Consider the following 19435-nt stretch of genomic DNA (forward strand, 5'->3'; position numbering starts at 1 on the left):
GTCATTCTCGCACTAGGACCCCACCCCGAGGCCACTCAATACTGTGCGGGCCCGCCGCTCGGCGTCACCACGAACCACGAGGTCGGGGGTGATGCCCCGGCCGTCGACCGCCCGCCCGGCGGGGGTGCGGTAATGGCCGACGGTCAGCTCGGCCACCGAGCCGTCGGGGAGTCGGCTGGGCATCTGCACGGATCCCTTGCCGAAGGTGGACCCGCCGACGAGGACGGCCCGGCCCCGGTCCTGGAGGGCGCCGGCCAGCAGCTCGGCGGCGCTCATCGTGCCGCTGTCGACGAGGACGACCAGCGCCGGCCGGGTGTGACCGCCGGGCTCGGCCTGGAGCACGCGCTGCTCGCCGTGCACGTCATAGGTGGCGACGAGGCCGCCGTCGAGGAAGGCGGAGGCGGCGTCGACGGCCTCGGTGACCAGACCGCCGGAGTTGCCGCGCAGGTCCAGCAGGATGCCCTCACCGCGCTCGGCGGCCCGTACCGCCTGACGGACCCGCTCGCCGGTGCCCTTGGTGAAGGAGACGACCTTGATCCGGGTGGCGGGCGCCTCGTCGTCACGGAGCCGGTCGACGGTGACGCTCTCGGTGGTCAGCCGCTGCCGGTGCAGGGTGCGCTCCCAGCTGCGGTCCCCGCGCTGGAGGCCCAGGCGCACGGGCGTACCGGGCGCGGCCGCGGCCGCCCGGACCGAGGACTTCCCCGCGTCGCCGCCGGGCGCCTGACTGCCGGCGTCGCCCCGCAGCCGGGCGACGGTCTCGGTGACGGGACGGCCGGTGATGTCCGCGCCGTCGACCGTGCGGACCCGGTCGCCGGGGCGGAGCCCGGCGCGCTCGGCGGGACTGCCGGGCTGGACCCCGTCGATCTCCGTCCCACCACCCGGCCCGCGCCGCGCGGAGAGACCGACACCGACGTACGCGCCGTCTAACGCGCGCTGGAAACCTTCGTACTCACGGGCGCTGTAGACCGCGCTCCAGCGGTCGCCGCTGCGGCTGACCACCTCGGCGGCGGCCTCCGAACCGGACTTGCCCTTCCGCGCGGCCTGCGCGGCGGCGGCCTCCACGGCCCGGCGGTCGACGGCCCTCGCGACCGTACGGGAGGACCGCCCGCCGGCGTGCTCGCCGCCGTCCTGCCGGTCCATTCCCCAGGAACCGGCTGTGGCACCGGCCGCGAGCACACTCGCGAAGACCAGTGTCAGAGCCGCCCCACGACGGACGCGGCGCGGCGGAACGAACATCGTCGGGCCGGGCATGCGCGAGAGTCTAGGACACGAGAGGGCGCCGTACGGGGAGTTGACCGCACGGCGCCCTCGGCGCATGTCATGTGTGCTCGTGCCGCTCCGGCTACACCTTGAGGTACTTCCGCAGCGCGACGAACGCGGCGAGCGCGGGCATCAGCAGGCCGATGGCGAGCACCAGCGGCAGCTTGGCGAGCACCGCGTCCCAGCCGATGAACTGGATCACGTCGACGTGGTGCGTGAGCCAGTTGTTCACCAGAAAGTACTGCCCGCAGACGAGCAGGACGCAGGCGAAACCCGCGCCGAGGAGCCCGGCGAAGGCCGCCTCCATGATGAAGGGGATCTGGATGTAGATGCTGGACGCGCCGACCAGCCGCATGATGCCGGTCTCCCGGCGGCGGCTGAACGCCGAGACCCGGACCGTGTTGACGATCAGCATCAGCGCCACGACGAGCATCAGGCCCATCACGCCGAGCGCCGCGAGATTCATGCCGTTGAGGAGATTGAAGAGGTTCTCCAGCAGGGTCTTCTGGTCCTGCACCACCTGGACGCCGGGGCGCTGCGAGAAGGCGCTGGAGATGACCTTGTACTGGGAGGGGTCCTTGAGCTTGACCCGGAAGGACTCCTGCATCTGGTCCGGCGTCAGGGACCCGGCGATCGGGGATTTCCCGAACTGCTCCTTGTAGTGCTTGTACGCCTCGTCGCTCGTCTCGAACTGGACGCTCTGGACGACCCGCATCTTTTCCAGGTCGGCCTTGATCTGCTTCTTCTGGTCCTCGGTGGCCGCGCCCTTCACACAGGCGGGGTCCGACTCGGCGTCGACCTTGTTGCAGAGGAAGATCGAGACGTTGACCTTGTCGTACCAGTAGCCCTTCATCGTGCTGACCTGCTCGCGCATGAGCAGCGACCCGCCGAAGAGGGCGAGCGACAGGGCGACGGAGACGATGACCGCGAAGGTCATCGTGAGATTACGGCGGAGACCGACGCCGATCTCCGACAGGACGAACTGGGCGCGCATGGCGTCCTTTCAGTGCTGGTAGCCGTAGACGCCGCGCGACTGGTCGCGCACGAGCCGGCCCTTTTCCAATTCGATGACGCGCTTGCGCATCTGGTCCACGATCTGCTGGTCGTGCGTGGCCATGATGACGGTCGTCCCGGTCCGGTTGATCCGGTCCAGCAGCTTCATGATGCCGACGGAGGTCTGCGGGTCGAGATTGCCGGTCGGTTCGTCGGCGATCAGCAGCATCGGCCGGTTGACGAACGCGCGAGCGATGGCCACGCGCTGCTGTTCACCACCGGACAGCTCGCCGGGCATCCGGTCCTCCTTGCCGCCGAGGCCCACCAGATCGAGGACCTGCGGCACACCCTTGCGGATCTCACCGCGCGGCTTGCCGATGACCTCGAGGGCGAAGGCGACGTTCTCGCCGACCGTCTTGTTGGGCAGCAGCCGGAAGTCCTGGAACACGGTGCCCAACTGGCGGCGCATCTGCGGCACTTTCCAGTTGGAGAGCCGGGCGAGGTCCTTGCCGAGCACATGGACCTGACCGTGGCTGGCCCGCTCCTCACGCAGCAGCAGCCGCAGGAAGGTGGATTTGCCCGAACCCGAGGAACCGACGAGGAAGACGAACTCGCCTTTCTCGATCTCCAGCGAGACGTCGCGGAGCGCCGGACGGTTCTGCTTCGGGTAGGACTTGGAGACGTTGTCGAATCGGATCACGAGTGCACCACGCGTCGACCTGGATAGTGGCACGGAACACCGCGCGCGCGGCTCCCGTCGGTGTGCGTGACCATACGCGAACCACCACCGCACGCGCAGTCGGCATCCGGGGTTGGCGCGTTTATTACCGACACCATCGGGGACAAAACGAGGACATTTGGGCCCCGTTTTGCGCTGCGCGCGAGCAGTCGCGCCGAACGGCGGGAAAGCTGGCACAGTGGTAAGGGGAACCACACGGGTATCCCGCGCGTTGGACGTGCCGGAGGAGGAGATCGCATGACATGCGACCGACTGGTGTGCGCCAGCTGCGCGGGCCGGGTCAGCGAGGGCAGGTGCCCGGTCTGCCGGGCCAGCCGACAGCGGCTTGAGCAGCAGGAAGGCGCGTTCGCCGCGCTGACGCCCGCCACACTGATCGCGCTGCTGGTGGCGCTCGTCGCGGTGGCCCTGGTCGCCCACGGACTCGCCGCGTAACCACCCGACCACGCTCGACGACCGGCGTACGGACGGAGCGTATGCGCATCCTCACGCGGACGTAACCCCCGCGGAGCACGAAGACTCACCGTAGACATGACGAAGGCCCGGAGCGTTCGCCCGCTCCGGGCCTTCGTCGTGTCATCGCACGCGGTACCCGATCAGGCCGCGGTGTTCCGGTTGACCAGGCGCGGCAGCATCCGGAAGCCGATGCCACCGGCGATCATCGTCGCGGCGCCGATCATCAGGTAGGACGTCTGTCCGGCACCGGTCTGGGCCAGCTGCTCCTTCGGCTTGGCCTGCTGCACGGGCTTGGAGCCGCCGCCGTCGGTGCTGGTGCCGCAGTTGGAGTCCGTGTCCACCGGGCACGTGGTGGCGTCGTCGCCCTTGCCGCTGCCGCCGGTGGCGGAGCCGCTGTGGTCGTCGTCGCCGCCGGTGGAGCCGCCGGTGGTGGTGCCGTCGTCGTCTCCGCCGGTGGTGCCGCCGGTCGTGGTGCTGCCGCCGGTCGAGCCCTCGGAGGTCGAGCCACCGCTGGTGGAGCCCTCGGAGGTCGAGCCACCGCTGGTCGAACCGCCGGAGGTCGAGCCGCCGGAGGTCGAGCTGCCACCGGTCGTGGTGCCGCCGCTGGTCGAGCCCTCGGAGGTGGAACCACCGCTGGTGGAGCCACCGGAAGTGGAGCCACCACTGGTCGAACCACCGGAGGTCGAGCCACCGGAGGTGGAGCCGCCACTCGTCGAGCCGCCGGAGGTCGAGCCGCCACTCGTCGAGCCGCCGCTGGTGCTGCCGCCGCTGGTCGAACCCTCGGAGGTCGTGCCACCGGTGGTGGTGCCGCCCTCCGACGTGCCACCGGTCGTCGTGCCACCGGTCGTCGTGCCGCCGGTGGTGGTGCCGCCCTCGGTCGTGCCACCGGTGGTCGTGCCACCCGTGGTGGTGCCGCCCTCCGACGTGCCCCCGGTGGTCGTGCCACCCGTGGTCGTACCGCCGGTGGTGGGCGGCTGCGTCGGCTGCGGGATCTCGGTCGGGTCGACGGTCGGGTCGACCGTGGGCTCGACGGTCGGGTCGGCGCCTACGGTCGCCTTCACCCCGATGCCACCGACCTGGACGTCCACCCCGGCGGCCGATGCCGCGCCGGCGGCGGTCAGCGAAGCGCCGGCCACGATCACCGCACCGGCAGCTATTCGCGCGACGCGCAGTCGCGTGTTCTTCGTCATCTGCCTGCTACCCCCAGTAGCTGAACTCGTCATTGGAGCAGCTCTTCACGGGGCCATGGCGCCCTGGGGATCACGCGTAGCTCAACCGGCCGTACCAGCCGGGCCGCTCGCCCCCCGCCACACGCGCCCCAGTGATACGCATGCCGAACGCCACCCTTCATAGTTTTCAGGGTGGCGTCAAGGCAGTTAAGGGCGTGATGTCCGACTATGTCGGCGGTTGGGCTACTTCTCCTGCTGCTTGCGCCAGCGGATACCGGCCTCGAGGAAGCCGTCGATGTCGCCGTCGAGCACGGAGGTGGGGTTGCCGACCTCGAACTCGGTACGCAGGTCCTTCACCATCTGATACGGGTGCAGGACGTACGAACGCATCTGGTTGCCCCAGGAGCTGCCGCCGTCACCCTTGAGGGCGTCCATCTTGGCGCGCTCCTCCTGGCGCTGACGCTCAAGGAGCTTGGCCTGGAGGACGTTCATCGCGGTCGCCTTGTTCTGGATCTGCGAGCGCTCGTTCTGGCAGGAGACGACGATGCCGGTCGGCAGGTGGGTCAGCCGGACCGCGGAGTCGGTGGTGTTGACGCCCTGGCCGCCGGGGCCGGAGGAGCGGTAGACGTCCACGCGCAGGTCGGACTCGTCGATCTCGACGTGGTCGGTCTGCTCGACGACCGGCAGCACCTCGACGCCCGCGAAGGATGTCTGGCGGCGTCCCTGGTTGTCGAAGGGCGAGATGCGCACGAGGCGGTGGGTGCCCTGCTCGACGGAGAGCGTGCCGTAGGCGTACGGGACCTGGACGGCGAAGGTGGTCGACTTGATGCCGGCCTCTTCCGCGTACGAGGTTTCGTAGACCTCCGTCTTGTAACCGTGGCGCTCGGCCCAGCGCAGGTACATGCGCTGCAGGCGCTCGGCGAAGTCGGAGGCGTCGACGCCGCCGGCCTCGGCACGGATGTTGACCAGCGCCTCACGGGAGTCGTACTCGCCGGAGAGGAGGGTACGGACCTCCATCTCGTCCAGCGCCTTGCGGACCGCGGTCAGCTCGGACTCGGCCTCGGCGAGGGTGTCCGCGTCGTCCTCGGCCTCGGCGAGCTCGAAGAGCACCGCGAGGTCGTCGATGCGGCCGCGCAGCGCCTCGGTCTTGCGCAGCTCCGCCTGGAGGTGCGACAGCTGGCTGGTGATCTTCTGGGCCGCGTCCGGGTCGTCCCACAGGGACGGGGCCGCCGCCTGCTCCTCGAGCACGGCGATGTCGGCCCTCATCTTGTCGAGGTCCAGGACGGCCTCGATCGACCCCATGGTCGAGGAGAGGGACTTCAGCTCTTCGGATACATCAACGACTGCCACGCACCCAGCCTAACGGCTGCGCCGGGCTGCACGGCCCGAAGGTCGGCGCCGAAGATCTCCGGGGCGGGTATTTCCGGGCCGCGGCCGAGTGTTTCCGGGCCATAAAGGCCGCAAAGGCCATAAAGAAGGAGGGGGCGCCCCCGTATCCCGGGCGGCGGCGGGCGCTGGTCGCATGGGCGGCGCTCGCGTGGGCAGCGCCGTTCCCTCCGGCCCGGATCCGGCCGCCGGGCCACCGCCGTGGCGGCTCCGCCGCCCGGTCCGACACCGGCACCTGGTCCCCCGACTCCGGGTCCGGGCTCAGGCCGATCCCAGCGGGCTCGCCGGTCCCCACAGCCACCGGCACCGGGACATGGTGCCCCGCCTCAGAGGCCGGGCTCCGGCTGACGCCGACGGGCTCGGCCCGGGGCCGCGAGCTACCTTCCCGGCGAGGGCTCCGTGCGGTGGACGCCCGGCTTGGCGTCGCCGGAATCGTCGTTCCCCACGGCGAACCAGCCGCCCACCCCGGCCGCGGCGGCCAGCGCCACCGCGGCCGCGCCGAGCTTCACACGACGGCGCCGGAGCGCTTCCGAAGCCGACCGGTGGCGCGCGGAGCCCGCCCGGCGCTCCCCCGCCGCGCGCGGGGCGCGGGCCGTGCCGTGGGCGCCGCCCGCCAGTTCTTCCGGGCCGGGCACGCGCATGCTCGTGTGGGTCTCACGGCTGGAGTCGGCGACGGCCCCCGGCACGAGCGGCACCACACCCCGGCGGCGCGGCTCGGCGGCCACGGCCGCCGTCGCGGACCGGTCGTCGTAGCCGCCGTCGCGCCCGGTGTCCGCGGCGCTCTGCCCGTCCTCGGGCTCGTCGATGTCGAGCGGCGGGTACCCGGCCAGGCTCGGCAGCAGCTCGCGCAGCCGCACCGCCAGCTCCGAGGCCCGCAGCCGGGACGCGGGGCCCTTGGCGAGGCACTGGACGATCAGCTGCCACAGCTCGTCGGGGATGCCGGGCAGCGGCGCCACCGTCTCGGTGACGTGCCGCCGCAGGACGGCGCCCGGGTGACCGCCGCCGAAGGGGGTGAAGCCCGCCAGCAGTTCGTACAGCACGGTGGCGAGGGCGTAGACGTCGACGGAGGCGCGCGGCGGCAGGCCCTCGATGATCTCGGGGGCGAGGTAGTCGGGCGTGCCGATGACGCTGCGCGGGTTCGGGGAGCGGCCGCCCGCGGCGGCGGCGCCACCGACCCCACCGGTGGCGGCGGCACGGCGGGGCGTGTCCACGAGGCGGGCGATGCCGAAGTCGGTGAGCAGGGCGGGGTGCGCCCCGGCGGGGCCGAGCGGGCCCGCCATGTCGAGGAGGACGTTCTCCGGCTTGACGTCGCGGTGCACGATCCCGGCGGCGTGCGCGGCGGCGAGCCCGTCCGCGACGTCGGCGACGATGGCGACGGCGGCCTCGGGGGCGAGGCGGCGCTCGTGGTCGAGGCGGGTGCGCAGGTCCGTCCCTCGGATGAGGTCCATGACGAGGGCGAGGTCGGCGCCGTCGACGACGAGGTCGCGCACCCCGACGACGTTCGGATGGTCGAGGCCGAGGAGGGCCGCGCGCTCCTGCACGAACCGGCCCACGAGCTCCTGGTCGGACGCGAGGTCCTCACGCAGGAGCTTGATGGCGACCGGACCCTCGGGGCCCTCGCCAAGCCACACCGTGCCGGCACTGCCGCGCCCCAGGACCTGGTGGGCGGTGTACCGGCTGCCGATCTTCCGTGCCAAGACTCTTCGGCTTCCTTTCCTGGTCCTCCGACCCCCGACAAGGGCGCGTTGGCGACAAAGCTACGCGGCTGAAGGGATGTTAGGGGCACCGATCTGTGCCGACCGCCGCTTCTGCGGCAGAAAACACCCTTCAGATGTCGACAAGTCTCCAAGATCGTGCCGGAGACGGGGCGGCCGGGGGCGACTGCCCCCGGCCGACAGGTGACCTGGCCGGGTTACTTGCCCGAACCGAGGCCGGAGACCCAGTCCTTCACGTCGGTGACCCAGTCCCAGGTGGCGTCCCAGAAGCTCTTGCCGTCGGCGACCCAGTCCTTGAGCGGGGTGAACTCCCAGACCAGCCAGGACCCGAGGACGAGGATGAGGATCATGAACAGACAGCCCTTGAGGCAGCCCAGACCCGGAATCCGCATCGGGTTCGCGCTGCGCTGCCGCGGCGGCCTGGGCTCGCGGCGCGGGGCGGCGGGCTCGGGGGCGGGCGGCGGGGTGTAGCGCTGCGGCTGGTGCTGCTGCTGGGGCGGCTGCTGCGGCTGCTGGTAGCGCGGCTGAGGCTGCTGTCTCGGCTGCCGCTGGGGCGGGCGCTGCGGAGAGTACTGCTGGGGCTGCGGCGGCTGCTGCCCGTACTGCTGCTGGCCGTACTGCTGCCCGTACTGCTGGCCCTGCGGCGGCGGCTGCTGGTGACGCGGCGGCTGCTGCTGCGGGGGCTGCTGGGGTGCGCCGGCCCGGCGCGTGGGGCGGCGGCGCAGCGGGTCCTCGCTGGGGTCCAGGTACTGGACCTGCGTCTGGTCGTTGCGGTCGCGGGCCGCGCGCAGCTGGGTCTGCCACGGGTGCGGGTCGTCGCCCGACGGCTGCGGCGGGCCCGGGGGCACCGGCGGCATGACGCGGGTGGGGTCGCCCGCCTGCGGCCCGCCGGGGCCGGCGGGCAGGACCTGGGTCGGGTCGGCGTTCGGTCCGGCCGGTCCGGGCGGGGTGGTCGGCAGGAAGCTGGTCGCGGCGTTCGGGTCGTACGAGCCCGCGTTCGTCGGGAGCATCTGGGTGGGATCGGCGTCGCCGGGAGCGGCGCCCCCGGCGCCGTCCGCGCCGGTGCCGGGCACCTGGGCGGGCTCGGGGTCCGGGGCGAGCAGCGCGGCGACCCCGAGCGCGGCCTCGGCCTGCGCCGGGGAGGCGTGCACGCCGACACCGGCGGCGACGACGCGCAGGGCACGGGCGAGGCTCTCGGCACCGGGCCGCTCCTCGGGGCGCTTGCGCAGGCAGCGCTCGATGACCGTCCACAGCGGTTCGGGGACGGTGGTGGGGCGGCGCGGCTCCTCGCTGAGGTGGCGGTGCAGGACCTCCAGCGCGGTCGACCCGGCGAACGGCGGACGGCCGGTGACCAGCTCGTACAGCAGGATGCCCGCGCCGTAGATGTCGACGGCGGACGTCTGCGGGCGGCCCTCGGCGGACTCGGGCGCGACGTACGTCGGGGTGCCGACGAATTCGTGGGTGCGGGTGAGTCCGGGTGAGTCCGCGAGGCGGGCGATGCCGAAGTCCGTGAGCATCGGGTGCATCGCCTGGCCGTCGTTCTTCAGGAGAACGTTGGCGGGCTTGAGGTCGCGGTGGACGACGCCGTCGGCGTGACTGGCGGCGAGCGCGTCGGCGATCTGGGCGGTCAGGAGCGCGGCCGCCACGGGGGTGAAGGGGCCGTTGTCGCGCAGATAGCGGTGCAGGTCCGGGCCGTCGACCAGGTCCATGACGAGCGCCAGCAGATCGCCCTCGACGACGAGGTCGCGGGTGCGGACGATGTTGGGGTGGGTGAGCCGCAGCAGGACGGAGCGCTCCCGCAGGAAGCGCATCACGACGTCCGCGTCGTTCGCCAGCTCCTCCTTGAGGACCTTGATCGCGACGGTCTCGCCGGGCTGGCCGGCCACGGCGGCCTCGGCGCCGGCCGCCTCTCGCTGGCGGGCTCGCCAGACGACGCCCGTGGCTCCGCGTCCGAGCGGCTCCTCGAGCAGGTACTTGCTGCCTACCGGCCGCACGTCATGCGCTCCCTGATCGTGATCCAAGCTTGCGGTGGCCGCTGCCCGGCCATTCGCCCACTGTAGTGCCGCCGCACCGACCGTTGACGGGTCTCCTTCAGTGGGGCTCGTGGGAAAGACGCGCGTTCCGGACAGATGGTTGCCGCACGTGTCCCGCCACGCCCCCCGTGCGGGGGACCCGGGCACGTGCGGATGACGGTGAGGGGCGGGGAGCGGGCCTTGGCGAACCCGTAGCGAACCCGTAGCGAACAGGGTGCGGTACGACTTCGCCATCCGGCGTTCGCGACCTCACGTTTTCTCACCTTCGGATCGTCGTTCAAGATCACGAATTGGCTCTCGCCGGGCGCGTCGTCGGTGGCAGGTGCGAGGATGCTCACAGCACGGAAGCGGCGGGGAGGGAGCGGGAGGCCCCGCGCGAACGTGGTGACCTGTACGTGCCGACGCGCCCGTGCGTGGTGGGGGAAGTGCGGAACCCTGCCGGGCACCCCGGGCAGGAAGGGACCGTTGACGGCGATGCAGATCCGGCTGACCGTCCTCGGGCCGCTCAGCGGCCACACCACCCCTCACGCGACGCGCGCCTGCGACGTGCTGGTGACCGCCCCCGCCGGGACGGCCCTCGCCAGTGTGGCGAGCGGCCTCGCGGCCGTCGCCGCGGCGGCGGGCTGCGATCTCGGCAGCGGTGCCGTCGTCGTCTACGCCGGGGCCGAGCGGCTCGACGCGCAGCGCTGCGCGCTGGGCGAGCCGCCGCTGATCGACGGCGCCGTCCTGTCCCTGTGCGCCCCGGCCGACCCCGACCGGCACGCGGGCGTGCTCCTGTCCGGCGTGCCGGAGGCCGCCGCCCGGCTGCACGTGGTCTCGGGCCCGGACGCGGGCGGGGTGCACCTGCTGCACGGCGGCGAGGTCCGCATCGGCCGCTCCAGCTCGGCGGACGTGCCCCTCGACGACCCCGACGTCTCCCGGCTGCACTGCGCGGTCACCGTCACCGACGACGGCGCCGTCACCCTCCACGACCTCGGCTCCACCAACGGCACCGTCCTCGACGGCACCCCGGTCGACGGCCGCGCGGTCCCCTTCCCCTCCGGCACGCTGCTGCGGGTCGGCGAGTCCACGCTGAGCCTGCACAGCCCTCCCGACACCTCGCCGCGCGTCCTTCCCGCGGCACCGGACGGGGAGGGGCACCTCCGGGTGGCGGCCGGCACGGTCCCCGGCGCGGCACAGCCCCGGGGGACGACCTCGTGGGCCGAGGGCTCCGCGGGCTTCCCGGGGCCGGGCGCGGGCGGCGGGTACGCCGGTGTCCCCGGACCCGCTCGCGCCCCCGGCGGCACCGGGCCCGCGACGACCGGCGGCTTCGGCGACGCCGGCGGCGGCCCCGCGATGGCGCACGCGACCGCGGGCCCCGCCAGGACCGCCGAGACCCATCACTCGGTCGGGATCGCCGGGTTCGCGGAGGGGTATTTCGGCTCGCCCGAAGCCGTGGCACCGAGCGGGTACGCCGACCCTTCCGTGCCCGGCCCGCGCCACCACACCGGCTTCGTCGGAGCGCCCGACCCCTACACCCCGGGCTACGCCCCCGGCGGGCACATCACCCACGGCGGCCGCGGCACCCAGTTCGACGTCCCCTCCGCGCCGAGCGCACCGCCCACCGCGGGCGAGGAGCGGGCCGACGGCAAGCGGGGCGGCCGCAACCGCGGCATAGGCGCCTGGGCCCGGCGGCTGGCCGGTGGGCGGGGGGCCGAGCGGGCGGTCGTCGCCGAGGAGTGGCCGCCGTCGGCCGAGGGCGACGCGGAGCGGGCCCGCGCCCTGGCGGGGTCGCTGCGCGAGCGGTGGCCCGACCCCGCGAGCGTGCTGCTGACCGCGCTCGGCCCCGGGCCCCGGCTGTGGGAGCGCGGGCCGGACCACCCGGACCTGCTGACCGTGCGGCTCGGCACCACCGACCGGTACGCCGCCGACGGCAGCGGACTGCTGCCGTCCGTGCCGGTGACGGTCGCGCTGCGGGAGGTCGGGGCGCTCGGCCTGGCGGGCCCCCGGGAGCGGCTGTCCGGGCTGGCCCGGTCCGTCCTCGCGCAGCTCGCGGCGCTGCACCCGCCCGCCGCGCTGGAATTCGTCCTGATCAGCGCCGACCGCTCGCGGAGCGTGGAGGAGCGGCTGGCGGAGTGGTCCTGGCTGGGCTGGCTGCCGCAGCTCCGGCCGACGCACGGGCAGGACTGCCGACTGCTGGTCGCCTACGACCGCGAGCAGGCCGAGGCCCGCACGGCGGAGCTCGTGCGCCGCCTCGACGACGGCCCCCTCGGACCCAACTGGACGACCGCCGCCCCCGAGGCCGTGGCCTCGGTGGTCGAGCACCACACCGGCCCGTACACGCTCCTGATCGTCGACGGCGACCCCGGCTCGGCCGCGCTGCGGGAGACGGTCTCGCGGCTGGCCACGGGCGGACCGGCGGCGGGCATCCACCTCCTGTGCCTGGCGGACGCCCCGGCGACCACCCCCGCCTCCCCCGTCTCCGCCACCCTCGACACGGCCCGCGCGGTCTCCCCCGCCTTCCCGCAGTGCGGCGCGGTGGCGCTGCTGAGCGGGGACGTGGCCACGGTGGTCCAGGTGATCCACCGCGGTGCGGCGTTCCAGGCGGGCGCGGGGCCGCAGGCCGGCGTCGCGGTGCCCGGGGAGTACGGGCCGCCCGGCGGCGTGCCCGCGCTCGGCGGGCACGCCACGCAGTACGGCGGTACGGTCCCGGCGCCCGCCCACGGCACCGGCGTCCACCCCGCGGCGACTCCCGGCGGCAGCACCGTCATCGCCGCCGTCGACGCGGTGTCGGCGGCGTGGGCCGAGCGGTTCGCGCGGGCGCTGGCGCCGCTGCGGATGGCGGACGCGCAAGGGGCGCACGGACAGGCCGGGCGGGTGGTCGCGGCGCTGCCGCGGACCGCGCGGCTGCTGGACGAGCTGGGTCTCGCCCGGGCCACGCCCGCCTCGCTGACGGCCCGTTGGGCGGCGGCCACGGACCGGGGCACCCGGCCCGGCGGGCGGGCCGTCGCGGTCCTCGGCGCCGGTCCGCACGGGCCGCTGACCGTCGATCTGGCCGCGGACGGCCCGCATCTGCTCGTCGAGGGCGGGCCCGGCTGCGGGAAGACCGAGCTGCTGCGTTCGCTCGCCGCGTCGCTGGCGGCCGCCGACCGCCCCGACCGGCTCTCGCTCGTCCTGGTCGACGGGGCGGGCGCCGAGCGCGGCGAGGGGCTGCGGGTCTGCACGGACCTGCCGCACGTGTCGACGTATCTCGCCGCCGCCGATCCGGTGCGGATGCGGGAGTTCGCGCAGGCGCTGAGTTCGGAGCTGAAGCGCCGCGCCGAGCTGCTGGGCCGGCTGGACTTCTGCGGATGGCACGCGCAGCACACCGCCGCGCAGATCATCTCGCCCCGTCGCCCGGCGGACGCGGGGTCCGGCGACCTGGACCCCGCGCCGAGCGGCACCCTCAAGCTGCGCGCGCAGAAGGACGGCCCGGCGCGCACCGCCGAGACCGCCCTGCCCCGCCTCGTCGTCCTCGTCGACGACTTCGACGCCCTCGTCGCCCCCGCCCTCGGCAGCACGGGCCGCCCGGCGGCCGGTTCCGTCGTGCGGGCGCTGGAGTCCGTGGCCCGGGACGGCGAGCGGCTCGGCGTGCACCTGGTCGCCGCGTCCGGGCGCCCGGAGCGCACGGCCGACACGGCGGCGGTCGAGCGGTCGGGGCTGCGCGTCACGCTGGAGATCGCGCCCGCATCCGCGGACGGCGCGGGCGACGGCAGCGGGTCGGGCGAACCCGCCCCGGGGCGCGGCAGGTTGCAGCGGCCGGACGACGACGCGATGACCCCGTTCCAGGCGGGCCGGGTCACGGGGCGGATCCCCCGGACGGCGACGCTGCGCCCGACGGTCGTACCCGTGGACTGGCAGCGCATGGGCGATCCGCCCACCCGTCGCCCCCTGCGCGAGCTGGGCAACGGCCCGACCGACCTGGCCCTGCTCGCCAGCGCCCTGCTGCGCGCCGCCCAGTCGGCGGGCGCCTCCCCGGCGCCGCCCCTCCTCCCGCCGGACCCGCCCCGCCCGGTGTGACGGGCGGGTCCACGGGGGCCGGCGCGGCACGATCGATGTGACGGCGCATCACAGCCCGGTCACGATCGGTGAGTTGATACCGGCGGCGGTATTGCGGCAGCTCCGGACCGGGCGTAGGACTGTCGGCACGGGAGACAGGCCGTACGCCGGTTCGACGTGCGGTGCGCGGCCGTCCACGGGGAACCGGGCACGGGGAGGACGGCTATGCGTACATCGCGTACACCGCTTCGCAGTTCGCCGCGCGGGGCGCGCGCGACGCGCGGCGCGCTGGCTCTGGTCGCGGCGGCGGCACTGGCCCTGACAGCCGCCGGCTGTGGGGACGACGCCGACAAGGATCCGAAGGGCGGCGAGCAGCCGAAGTCGTCGAAACCGCTCCCGCAGACCGTCGACCTTCCCAAGCTCGACGGGCAGAAGCTCAAGGTCACCGCCGTCTGGACGGGCGCGGAGCAGAAGAACTTCACGAAGGTGCTGGACGAGTTCGCCAAGCGGACGGGCGCCGAGGTGTCGTTCGTGCCCAGCGGCGACGACATGTCCTCGTTCGTCGGCTCGAAGATAGCCGGCGGCGAGGCGCCGGACGTGGCGATGCTCCAGCAGCCGGGCGTGCTCAAGGAGTTCGCGCAGAAGGGCTGGCTCAAGCCGCTCGGCGGTGAGGTCACCGCGCAGCTGGAGAAGAACTACTCCAAGGGGTGGCAGGACCTCGCCTCGTACCAGGGCAAGCGGTACGGCGTGTACTTCAAGGCCAGCAACAAGTCCCTGGTCTGGTACAACACCAAGATCTTCGATGCGGCGGGCGCAAAGGAGCCCAAGTCCTGGGCCGACTTCCTGCGCACCGCCCAGGTGATCGCCGACTACGGCGTCCCGCCGGTGTCGGTCGGCGGCGCGGACGGCTGGACCCTGACCGACTGGTTCGAGAACGTCTATCTCTCCCAGGCGGGCAAGGAGAAGTACGACCAGCTCGCCCAGCACAGGATCAAGTGGACGGACCCGTCCGTCAAGGACGCGCTGACCACCCTCGGGCAGCTCTTCGGCAAGCAGGAGCTGCTGGCGGGCGGCAACAACGGCGCCATCCAGGTCACCTTCCCCGCCTCCGTCACGCAGACCTTCGTCGGCGGCGAGAAGGCGAAGGCGGGCATGGTCTTCGAGGGCGACATGGCGGCCGCCAACATCCTCGGCGCGAACGTGAAGATCGGCACCGACGCGAAGGTCTTCCCCTTCCCGGCGGTGGGCTCCGACTCGCCGGTGGTGACCGGCGGCGACGTCGGGGTGGCCCTCAAGGACAGCCGGGCGGCGCAGGCGCTGCTGACCTTCCTCGCCTCGTCCGACGCCGCCGGGATCTGGGCGCACGAGGGCGGCTTCATCTCGGCCAACAAGAACCTCGATGTGGCCGCGTACCCCAATGACGTGCTGCGCTCCATCGCCAAGGCGCTGGTCTCGGCGGGCGACGACTTCCGCTTCGACATGTCCGACCAGGCCCCCGCCTCCTTCGGCGGCAAGCCCGGGCAGGGCGAGTGGAAGCACCTCCAGGACTTCCTGCGGAACCCCAAGGACGTGGCGGGCACCCAGCAGAAACTGGAGTCCGACGCGGCCAAGGCGTTCAAGAACTGACGGCCGCGTCCTCATGTCGACCGCGACAGCGGGCGGCGGCCCGGCCTCCGGGCCCGCGCCGACGCCCGGCGACCCGCCCGTCACCCCGTCCAGGAGCGTGCTCGGCACCCGGCCGTGGGTCGCCGCCTGCTTCCTGCTGCCCGCGCTGGCCCTGCTCGGCGCCCTCGTCGTCTACCCCATCGGCTACTCCGTCCACCGCAGCCTCTTCGACGCCTCCGGCGGCGGCTTCGTGGGCGTCGACAATTACCGCGAGGTCTTCACCGACGACCGGATCCGCACGGCCCTGCGGAACAACGTCATCTGGGTGGCCGTCGCCCCGACCGTCGCCACCGCCCTCGGTCTGATCTTCGCGGTCCTGACCGAACGGGTCCGCTGGGCCACGGCGTTCAAGCTGGTGGTCTTCATGCCGATGGCGATCTCCATGCTCGCCGCGGGCATCATCTTCCGGCTGGTGTACGAGCAGGACCCGGACCGCGGCGTGGCCAACGCGGTGTGGGTCGGCGTCCACGACACCTTCGCCGACCCCGCGCCCTTCCCCGGCGCACACCCCCGGCCGACCGGGGACCTGGCGGCGAGCGGCGGCGGTGCGTTCACCACCAAATCAGCCGTACGGGCGGGCTCCCCGGCCGCGCTGCCGCTGGTGGCCGTCAAGCCGGAGGACGTGAGCGGCGCCAAGGACGCCGTCCCGCCGCGGGAGGTCGCGGGGAAGGTCACCGGCACGGTGTGGCTGGACTTCGCCAAGGGCGGCGACGGCACGGCGGGGCGGGTCGACAAGGGCGAGAAGGCCCTGGCGGGCGTCAGGGTCGAGGCGGTGAAGGACGGCAGGTCCGTCGCCTCGACGACCTCGGCCGCCGACGGCACCTTCACCCTGCCCGACGCCGCGGCGGGCGCCCGGCTGCGCCTTCCGGCCGCCAACTTCGCCGCCTCCTACGGCGGTGTCGACTGGCTGGGCCCGACGCTCGTCACCCCGGCCATCATCGGCTCGTACATCTGGATGTGGGCGGGCTTCGCGATGGTCCTCATCGCGGCGGGCCTGGCGGGGGTGCCCCGGGAACTGCTGGAGGCGGCCCGGGTCGACGGCGCGAGCGAGTGGCAGGTCTTCCGCAGGGTGACCGTGCCGCTGCTGGCACCGGTCCTCGCGGTCGTCGTCATCACCCTCATGATCAATGTGCTGAAGATCTTCGACCTCGTCTACATCATCGCCCCCGGCTCCAGCCTCGACAACGCCAACGTCCTCGCCCTGCAGCTCTACCAGTCGTCCTTCGGTACGGACGTCAACCAGGGTGTCGGCAGCGCCATCGCCGTCCTCCTGCTGCTGCTCGTCCTGCCGGTGATGCTCGTGAACATACGAAGGATGCGAAGGGAGCGGCGGCGATGACCACCACGGACACGGCCGTACGGGCGAAGCGGTCGCTTCCGGCGCGGGTCGCCGCCCGGGCCGGCGGGGGCGTCCTGCGCGTCTTCCTCCTCGTCGTCGGCCTCTTCTGGCTGATGCCGACGGTCGGACTGCTGCTCTCCTCGCTGCGCGACGAGGCCGACATCGAGGCCTCGGGCTGGTGGCAGGTCTTCAGCCACCCCGGCGGGCTGACGACGGAGAACTACAGCGCCCTGCTCGGCAACGACAAGGTGATGGAGTCCCTCCTCACCACCGCTGTGATCACCGTCCCCGCGACGGTGCTGGTCATCCTGATCGGCGCGCTCGCCGGTTACGCCTTCGCCTGGCTCGACTTCCCGGGCCGGGACTGGTGGTTCATGGTCGTGGTCGGACTGCTCGTCGTCCCCGTGCAGGTGGCGCTCATTCCGGTCGCGAAGCTCTTCAACACCCTCGGGGTCTTCGAGACCACACCCGGGGTGATCCTCTTCCACACCGCCTTCGGGCTGCCCTTCGCGGTCTTCCTGCTGCGCAACTTCTTCGCCGAGATCCCCCGCGAACTCCTGGAGGCGGCCCGACTGGACGGTGCCGGGGAGCTGCGGCTGTTCACCCGGGTGGTGCTGCCGCTGGGCGGCCCGGCCATCGCCTCGCTGGGCATCTTCCAGTTCCTGTGGGTGTGGAACGACATGCTGATCGCGCTGATCTTCGCGGACAGCGGCAACCCGCCGATCACGGTCGCCCTCCAGCAGCAGGTACGGCAGTTCGGCAGCAACATCGACGTCCTCGCCCCGGGTGCCTTCCTCTCGATGATCGTGCCGCTGGCGGTCTTCTTCGCCTTCCAGCGCCAGTTCGTCAACGGCATCATGGCGGGCGGGGTCAAATGAGCCGGTCCCGCGCCTGTGGGGGCGGGGCCTGTCTGCGGACGTACAGCGACACCGCGCCGCCGCGTACGAACACCGAGGACTCCTCGCGGTAGAGCTCGCCGAGGACGGTGGTCTTGGCGTGCTCGGCGCGTTGGGAGCGGATCCAGCGGTCGCCGACGTTGGTGTCCGCCACGACCCACACCCGGCCGCTCGCGGGGAGCCGGGCCAGCCGCGCGCGCAGCTCGGCGGCCGGCACCTCCTCGCCGAAGAGGGTGCCGGAGGCGGCGGGCGAGCGCTTGAGGGTGAGGTCACGCAGGCCGGTGAAGTCCTGTGGGTAGGCGAGGGCCACGCGGCGCTCGTGCAGCGGCAGGAACAGCACCGCGTCGCCGGGCCGCGCCAACCGCCCGACCACCGAGGCGGTCCGGGCGAGTTCGTCGCCGCGGCTGGCCGGCAGGCGCTCGCGCTCCTGCTCGGGGAGCTGTCCGACGAAGGCCGCCGCGACGAGGGCGACACCGGCCGCCGCCACGGCCCGCCGCCCGTGCGGGGACAGCGGCAGGAGCCCGAGGAGGCGGTCGGCCCCGGCGGCGGCGAGCAGCGGCACACCCGCGAGGCCGAACAGCAGATACCGGTCGAGGAAGAGCGGCTGCCACTGCGCGGCGGCGTACAGCAGGACCGGCGGGACGAGGGCCAGGGGCAGGGCGACCGCGCTGAGGTGGAGGGCCCCGGTGCGGGGCCGTGGGGCGAGCAGCGCCACGGCGATCAGCAGGAGGGTGCCGGCGAGGACGGTGTCACCGGGGCCCGCGAAGGCGCGCAGCAGTGCCTCGGCCTCCTCGGGGCCGGGCGTCCTGATCCAGGAGACCTGTCCGCTCTGCCCCTGGGAGAAGAGCGCGAGCGGCAGCAGCACCAGCGCCGCGGCCGACGCCGCGCACCCCCACCCGCGCCGGATCCGCCACGTCACGCGGGAGAGCAGCAGGGTCAGGCCGTGGGCGGCCAGCAGCAGGATCGCGAATTCGTGGAGCAGCGCGGTGACCCCGACGGCCGCGCCGTAGCCCGCCCATCGCCCGTACGAGGGGTGCTCGACGGCCCGGATCAGCAGCCAGGTGGCCAGCGCGGCGCCGGTGGCGACGAGCGCGTACGAGCGGCCCTCCTGTGCGTAGTGGCTGACGAACGGGGTGGTGGCGTAGAGCAGCCCGGCCCACAGGCCCACCCGGGGGCGGGCCAGTCGGCAGCCGATCGCGCCGACCAGGGCGGCGGTGGCCGCGGCGGCGAGGACGGACGGCACGCGCAGCGCGAGCTCGTCCTCGCGCACCGCCGCCACGGCGTGCATCAGCAGGTAGTAGAGGCCGTGCACGGCGTCGACCGTGCCGAGGAGGTGCCGGATCTCGGGCAGTGAGCGGCGGGCCACCTGGAACGTCGCGCTCTCGTCCCGCCACATCGTGCCCCGGTCCAGCCCCCACAGGCCGAGCGCGAGCATGACGACGGCGGGCGCGAGGACGGCGGCCACCGCCGTACGCCGCCGACCGCCCCGAGGCGACGGCCCGGCCGCCCGGCCCGGCACCTCCTCCGGCACCCCGTCCCCGTCCGGCATGCCGCCCGGCATCCCGTCCGGCTGTGGGTCCGTGGCGGCGGGTCGTCGCCGTGCCGGCCCCACGAGCCCGGCCAGTCCCGTCAGTCCGGTCCGCCCCATTCCGGTCCCTCCCTTCATCCCTGCCGCTCCTCGTCCCGACCCCGGCCCGGGGCTCCGCACCGGGCGGCCGCGCCCATGGGCGTCATGCCCTGCTTGATGGGTATTTGTAGGTAAAACTGTGT

General features: G+C 73.5%; 13 protein-coding genes. 5 read left to right on the forward strand and 8 right to left on the reverse strand.

Annotated features, from left to right (window positions below):
• Window positions 1-12: 12 nt before the first annotated feature.
• The 3 genes from FHS38_RS33105 to ftsE form a co-directional block, all read right to left on the reverse strand.
• On the reverse strand, window positions 13-1251 hold the full coding sequence (locus FHS38_RS33105) for a S41 family peptidase (protein ID WP_184739996.1): 1239 nt from the start codon (window positions 1249-1251) through the stop codon (window positions 13-15).
• A 91-nt stretch (window positions 1252-1342) separates the two neighbouring features.
• Window positions 1343-2254 carry a permease-like cell division protein FtsX gene (gene ftsX, locus FHS38_RS33110; RefSeq protein WP_184739998.1) on the reverse strand — a complete coding sequence of 304 codons (912 nt, stop codon included), beginning with the start codon at window positions 2252-2254 and terminating at the stop codon, window positions 1343-1345.
• 9 nt (window positions 2255-2263) lie between these two features.
• Window positions 2264-2953 carry a cell division ATP-binding protein FtsE gene (ftsE, locus tag FHS38_RS33115; RefSeq protein ID WP_130878113.1) on the reverse strand — a complete coding sequence of 230 codons (690 nt, stop codon included), beginning with the start codon at window positions 2951-2953 and terminating at the stop codon, window positions 2264-2266.
• A 276-nt stretch (window positions 2954-3229) separates the two neighbouring features.
• On the opposite strand from ftsE, the gene FHS38_RS33120 reads away from it, so the two are divergent.
• On the forward strand, window positions 3230-3424 hold the full coding sequence (locus FHS38_RS33120; protein WP_130878114.1) for a hypothetical protein: 195 nt from the start codon (window positions 3230-3232) through the stop codon (window positions 3422-3424).
• A 161-nt stretch (window positions 3425-3585) separates the two neighbouring features.
• On the opposite strand, the gene FHS38_RS33125 is transcribed toward FHS38_RS33120, so the two are convergent.
• The 4 genes from FHS38_RS33125 to FHS38_RS33140 form a co-directional block, all read right to left on the reverse strand.
• A complete protein-coding gene (locus tag FHS38_RS33125; protein WP_184740000.1) occupies window positions 3586-4635 on the reverse strand; it encodes an LPXTG cell wall anchor domain-containing protein in 1050 nt (349 codons plus the stop codon).
• 222 nt (window positions 4636-4857) lie between these two features.
• Window positions 4858-5964: a peptide chain release factor 2 gene (gene prfB, locus FHS38_RS33130; RefSeq protein ID WP_184740002.1), complete on the reverse strand. Its 1107-nt coding sequence runs from the start codon at window positions 5962-5964 to the stop codon at window positions 4858-4860.
• A gap of 413 nt (window positions 5965-6377) precedes the next feature.
• Window positions 6378-7697 carry a serine/threonine-protein kinase gene (locus tag FHS38_RS33135; RefSeq protein ID WP_184740005.1) on the reverse strand — a complete coding sequence of 440 codons (1320 nt, stop codon included), beginning with the start codon at window positions 7695-7697 and terminating at the stop codon, window positions 6378-6380.
• A 215-nt stretch (window positions 7698-7912) separates the two neighbouring features.
• Window positions 7913-9709 carry a serine/threonine-protein kinase gene (locus FHS38_RS33140; protein ID WP_184740007.1) on the reverse strand — a complete coding sequence of 599 codons (1797 nt, stop codon included), beginning with the start codon at window positions 9707-9709 and terminating at the stop codon, window positions 7913-7915.
• A 513-nt stretch (window positions 9710-10222) separates the two neighbouring features.
• Here FHS38_RS33140 and FHS38_RS33145 point away from each other — a divergent pair.
• The 4 genes from FHS38_RS33145 to FHS38_RS33160 all read left to right on the forward strand — a co-directional run bounded on the left by FHS38_RS33145 (window position 10223) and on the right by FHS38_RS33160 (window position 17647).
• Entirely contained in the window at window positions 10223-13786 is a 3564-nt protein-coding gene (locus FHS38_RS33145) for an FtsK/SpoIIIE domain-containing protein (RefSeq protein WP_184740042.1), read from the forward strand.
• A gap of 204 nt (window positions 13787-13990) precedes the next feature.
• Window positions 13991-15391 carry an ABC transporter substrate-binding protein gene (locus tag FHS38_RS33150; protein WP_184740009.1) on the forward strand — a complete coding sequence of 467 codons (1401 nt, stop codon included), beginning with the start codon at window positions 13991-13993 and terminating at the stop codon, window positions 15389-15391.
• Between the two features lie 13 nt (window positions 15392-15404).
• The gene (locus tag FHS38_RS33155; RefSeq protein WP_184740011.1) at window positions 15405-16769 is read left to right on the forward strand and encodes a carbohydrate ABC transporter permease; all 1365 of its coding nucleotides are present in this window, start codon (window positions 15405-15407) and stop codon (window positions 16767-16769) included.
• Window positions 16766-17647: a carbohydrate ABC transporter permease gene (locus FHS38_RS33160; RefSeq protein WP_184740013.1), complete on the forward strand. Its 882-nt coding sequence runs from the start codon at window positions 16766-16768 to the stop codon at window positions 17645-17647. Before FHS38_RS33155 ends, FHS38_RS33160 begins: the two co-directional genes overlap by 4 nt.
• On the opposite strand, the gene FHS38_RS33165 is transcribed toward FHS38_RS33160, so the two are convergent.
• Complete coding sequence (locus FHS38_RS33165; protein WP_229822893.1) at window positions 17640-19331, reverse strand: glycosyltransferase family 39 protein; 1692 nt, start codon at window positions 19329-19331, stop codon at window positions 17640-17642. The genes FHS38_RS33160 and FHS38_RS33165 overlap by 8 nt on opposite strands.
• Window positions 19332-19435 lie beyond the last annotated feature (104 nt).

The sequence above is a fragment of the Streptomyces netropsis genome (genome assembly GCF_014203545.1).
Taxonomy (GTDB): Bacteria; Actinomycetota; Actinomycetes; order Streptomycetales; family Streptomycetaceae; genus Streptomyces; species Streptomyces netropsis.

What these genes read in the sequence shown, in the direction of transcription:
- ftsX (WP_184739998.1), bottom strand. Translation starts at nt 2,254, where the DNA reads ATGCGCGCCCAGTTCGTCCTGTCGGAGATCGGCGTCGGTCTCCGCCGT.
- FHS38_RS33160 (WP_184740013.1), top strand. Translation starts at nt 16,766, where the DNA reads ATGACCACCACGGACACGGCCGTACGGGCGAAGCGGTCGCTTCCGGCG.
- FHS38_RS33125 (WP_184740000.1), bottom strand. Translation starts at nt 4,635, where the DNA reads ATGACGAAGAACACGCGACTGCGCGTCGCGCGAATAGCTGCCGGTGCG.
- FHS38_RS33105 (WP_184739996.1), bottom strand. Translation starts at nt 1,251, where the DNA reads ATGCCCGGCCCGACGATGTTCGTTCCGCCGCGCCGCGTCCGTCGTGGG.
- FHS38_RS33165 (WP_229822893.1), bottom strand. Translation starts at nt 19,331, where the DNA reads ATGAAGGGAGGGACCGGAATGGGGCGGACCGGACTGACGGGACTGGCC.
- FHS38_RS33120 (WP_130878114.1), top strand. Translation starts at nt 3,230, where the DNA reads ATGACATGCGACCGACTGGTGTGCGCCAGCTGCGCGGGCCGGGTCAGC.
- FHS38_RS33155 (WP_184740011.1), top strand. Translation starts at nt 15,405, where the DNA reads ATGTCGACCGCGACAGCGGGCGGCGGCCCGGCCTCCGGGCCCGCGCCG.
- FHS38_RS33145 (WP_184740042.1), top strand. Translation starts at nt 10,223, where the DNA reads ATGCAGATCCGGCTGACCGTCCTCGGGCCGCTCAGCGGCCACACCACC.
- FHS38_RS33150 (WP_184740009.1), top strand. Translation starts at nt 13,991, where the DNA reads ATGCGTACATCGCGTACACCGCTTCGCAGTTCGCCGCGCGGGGCGCGC.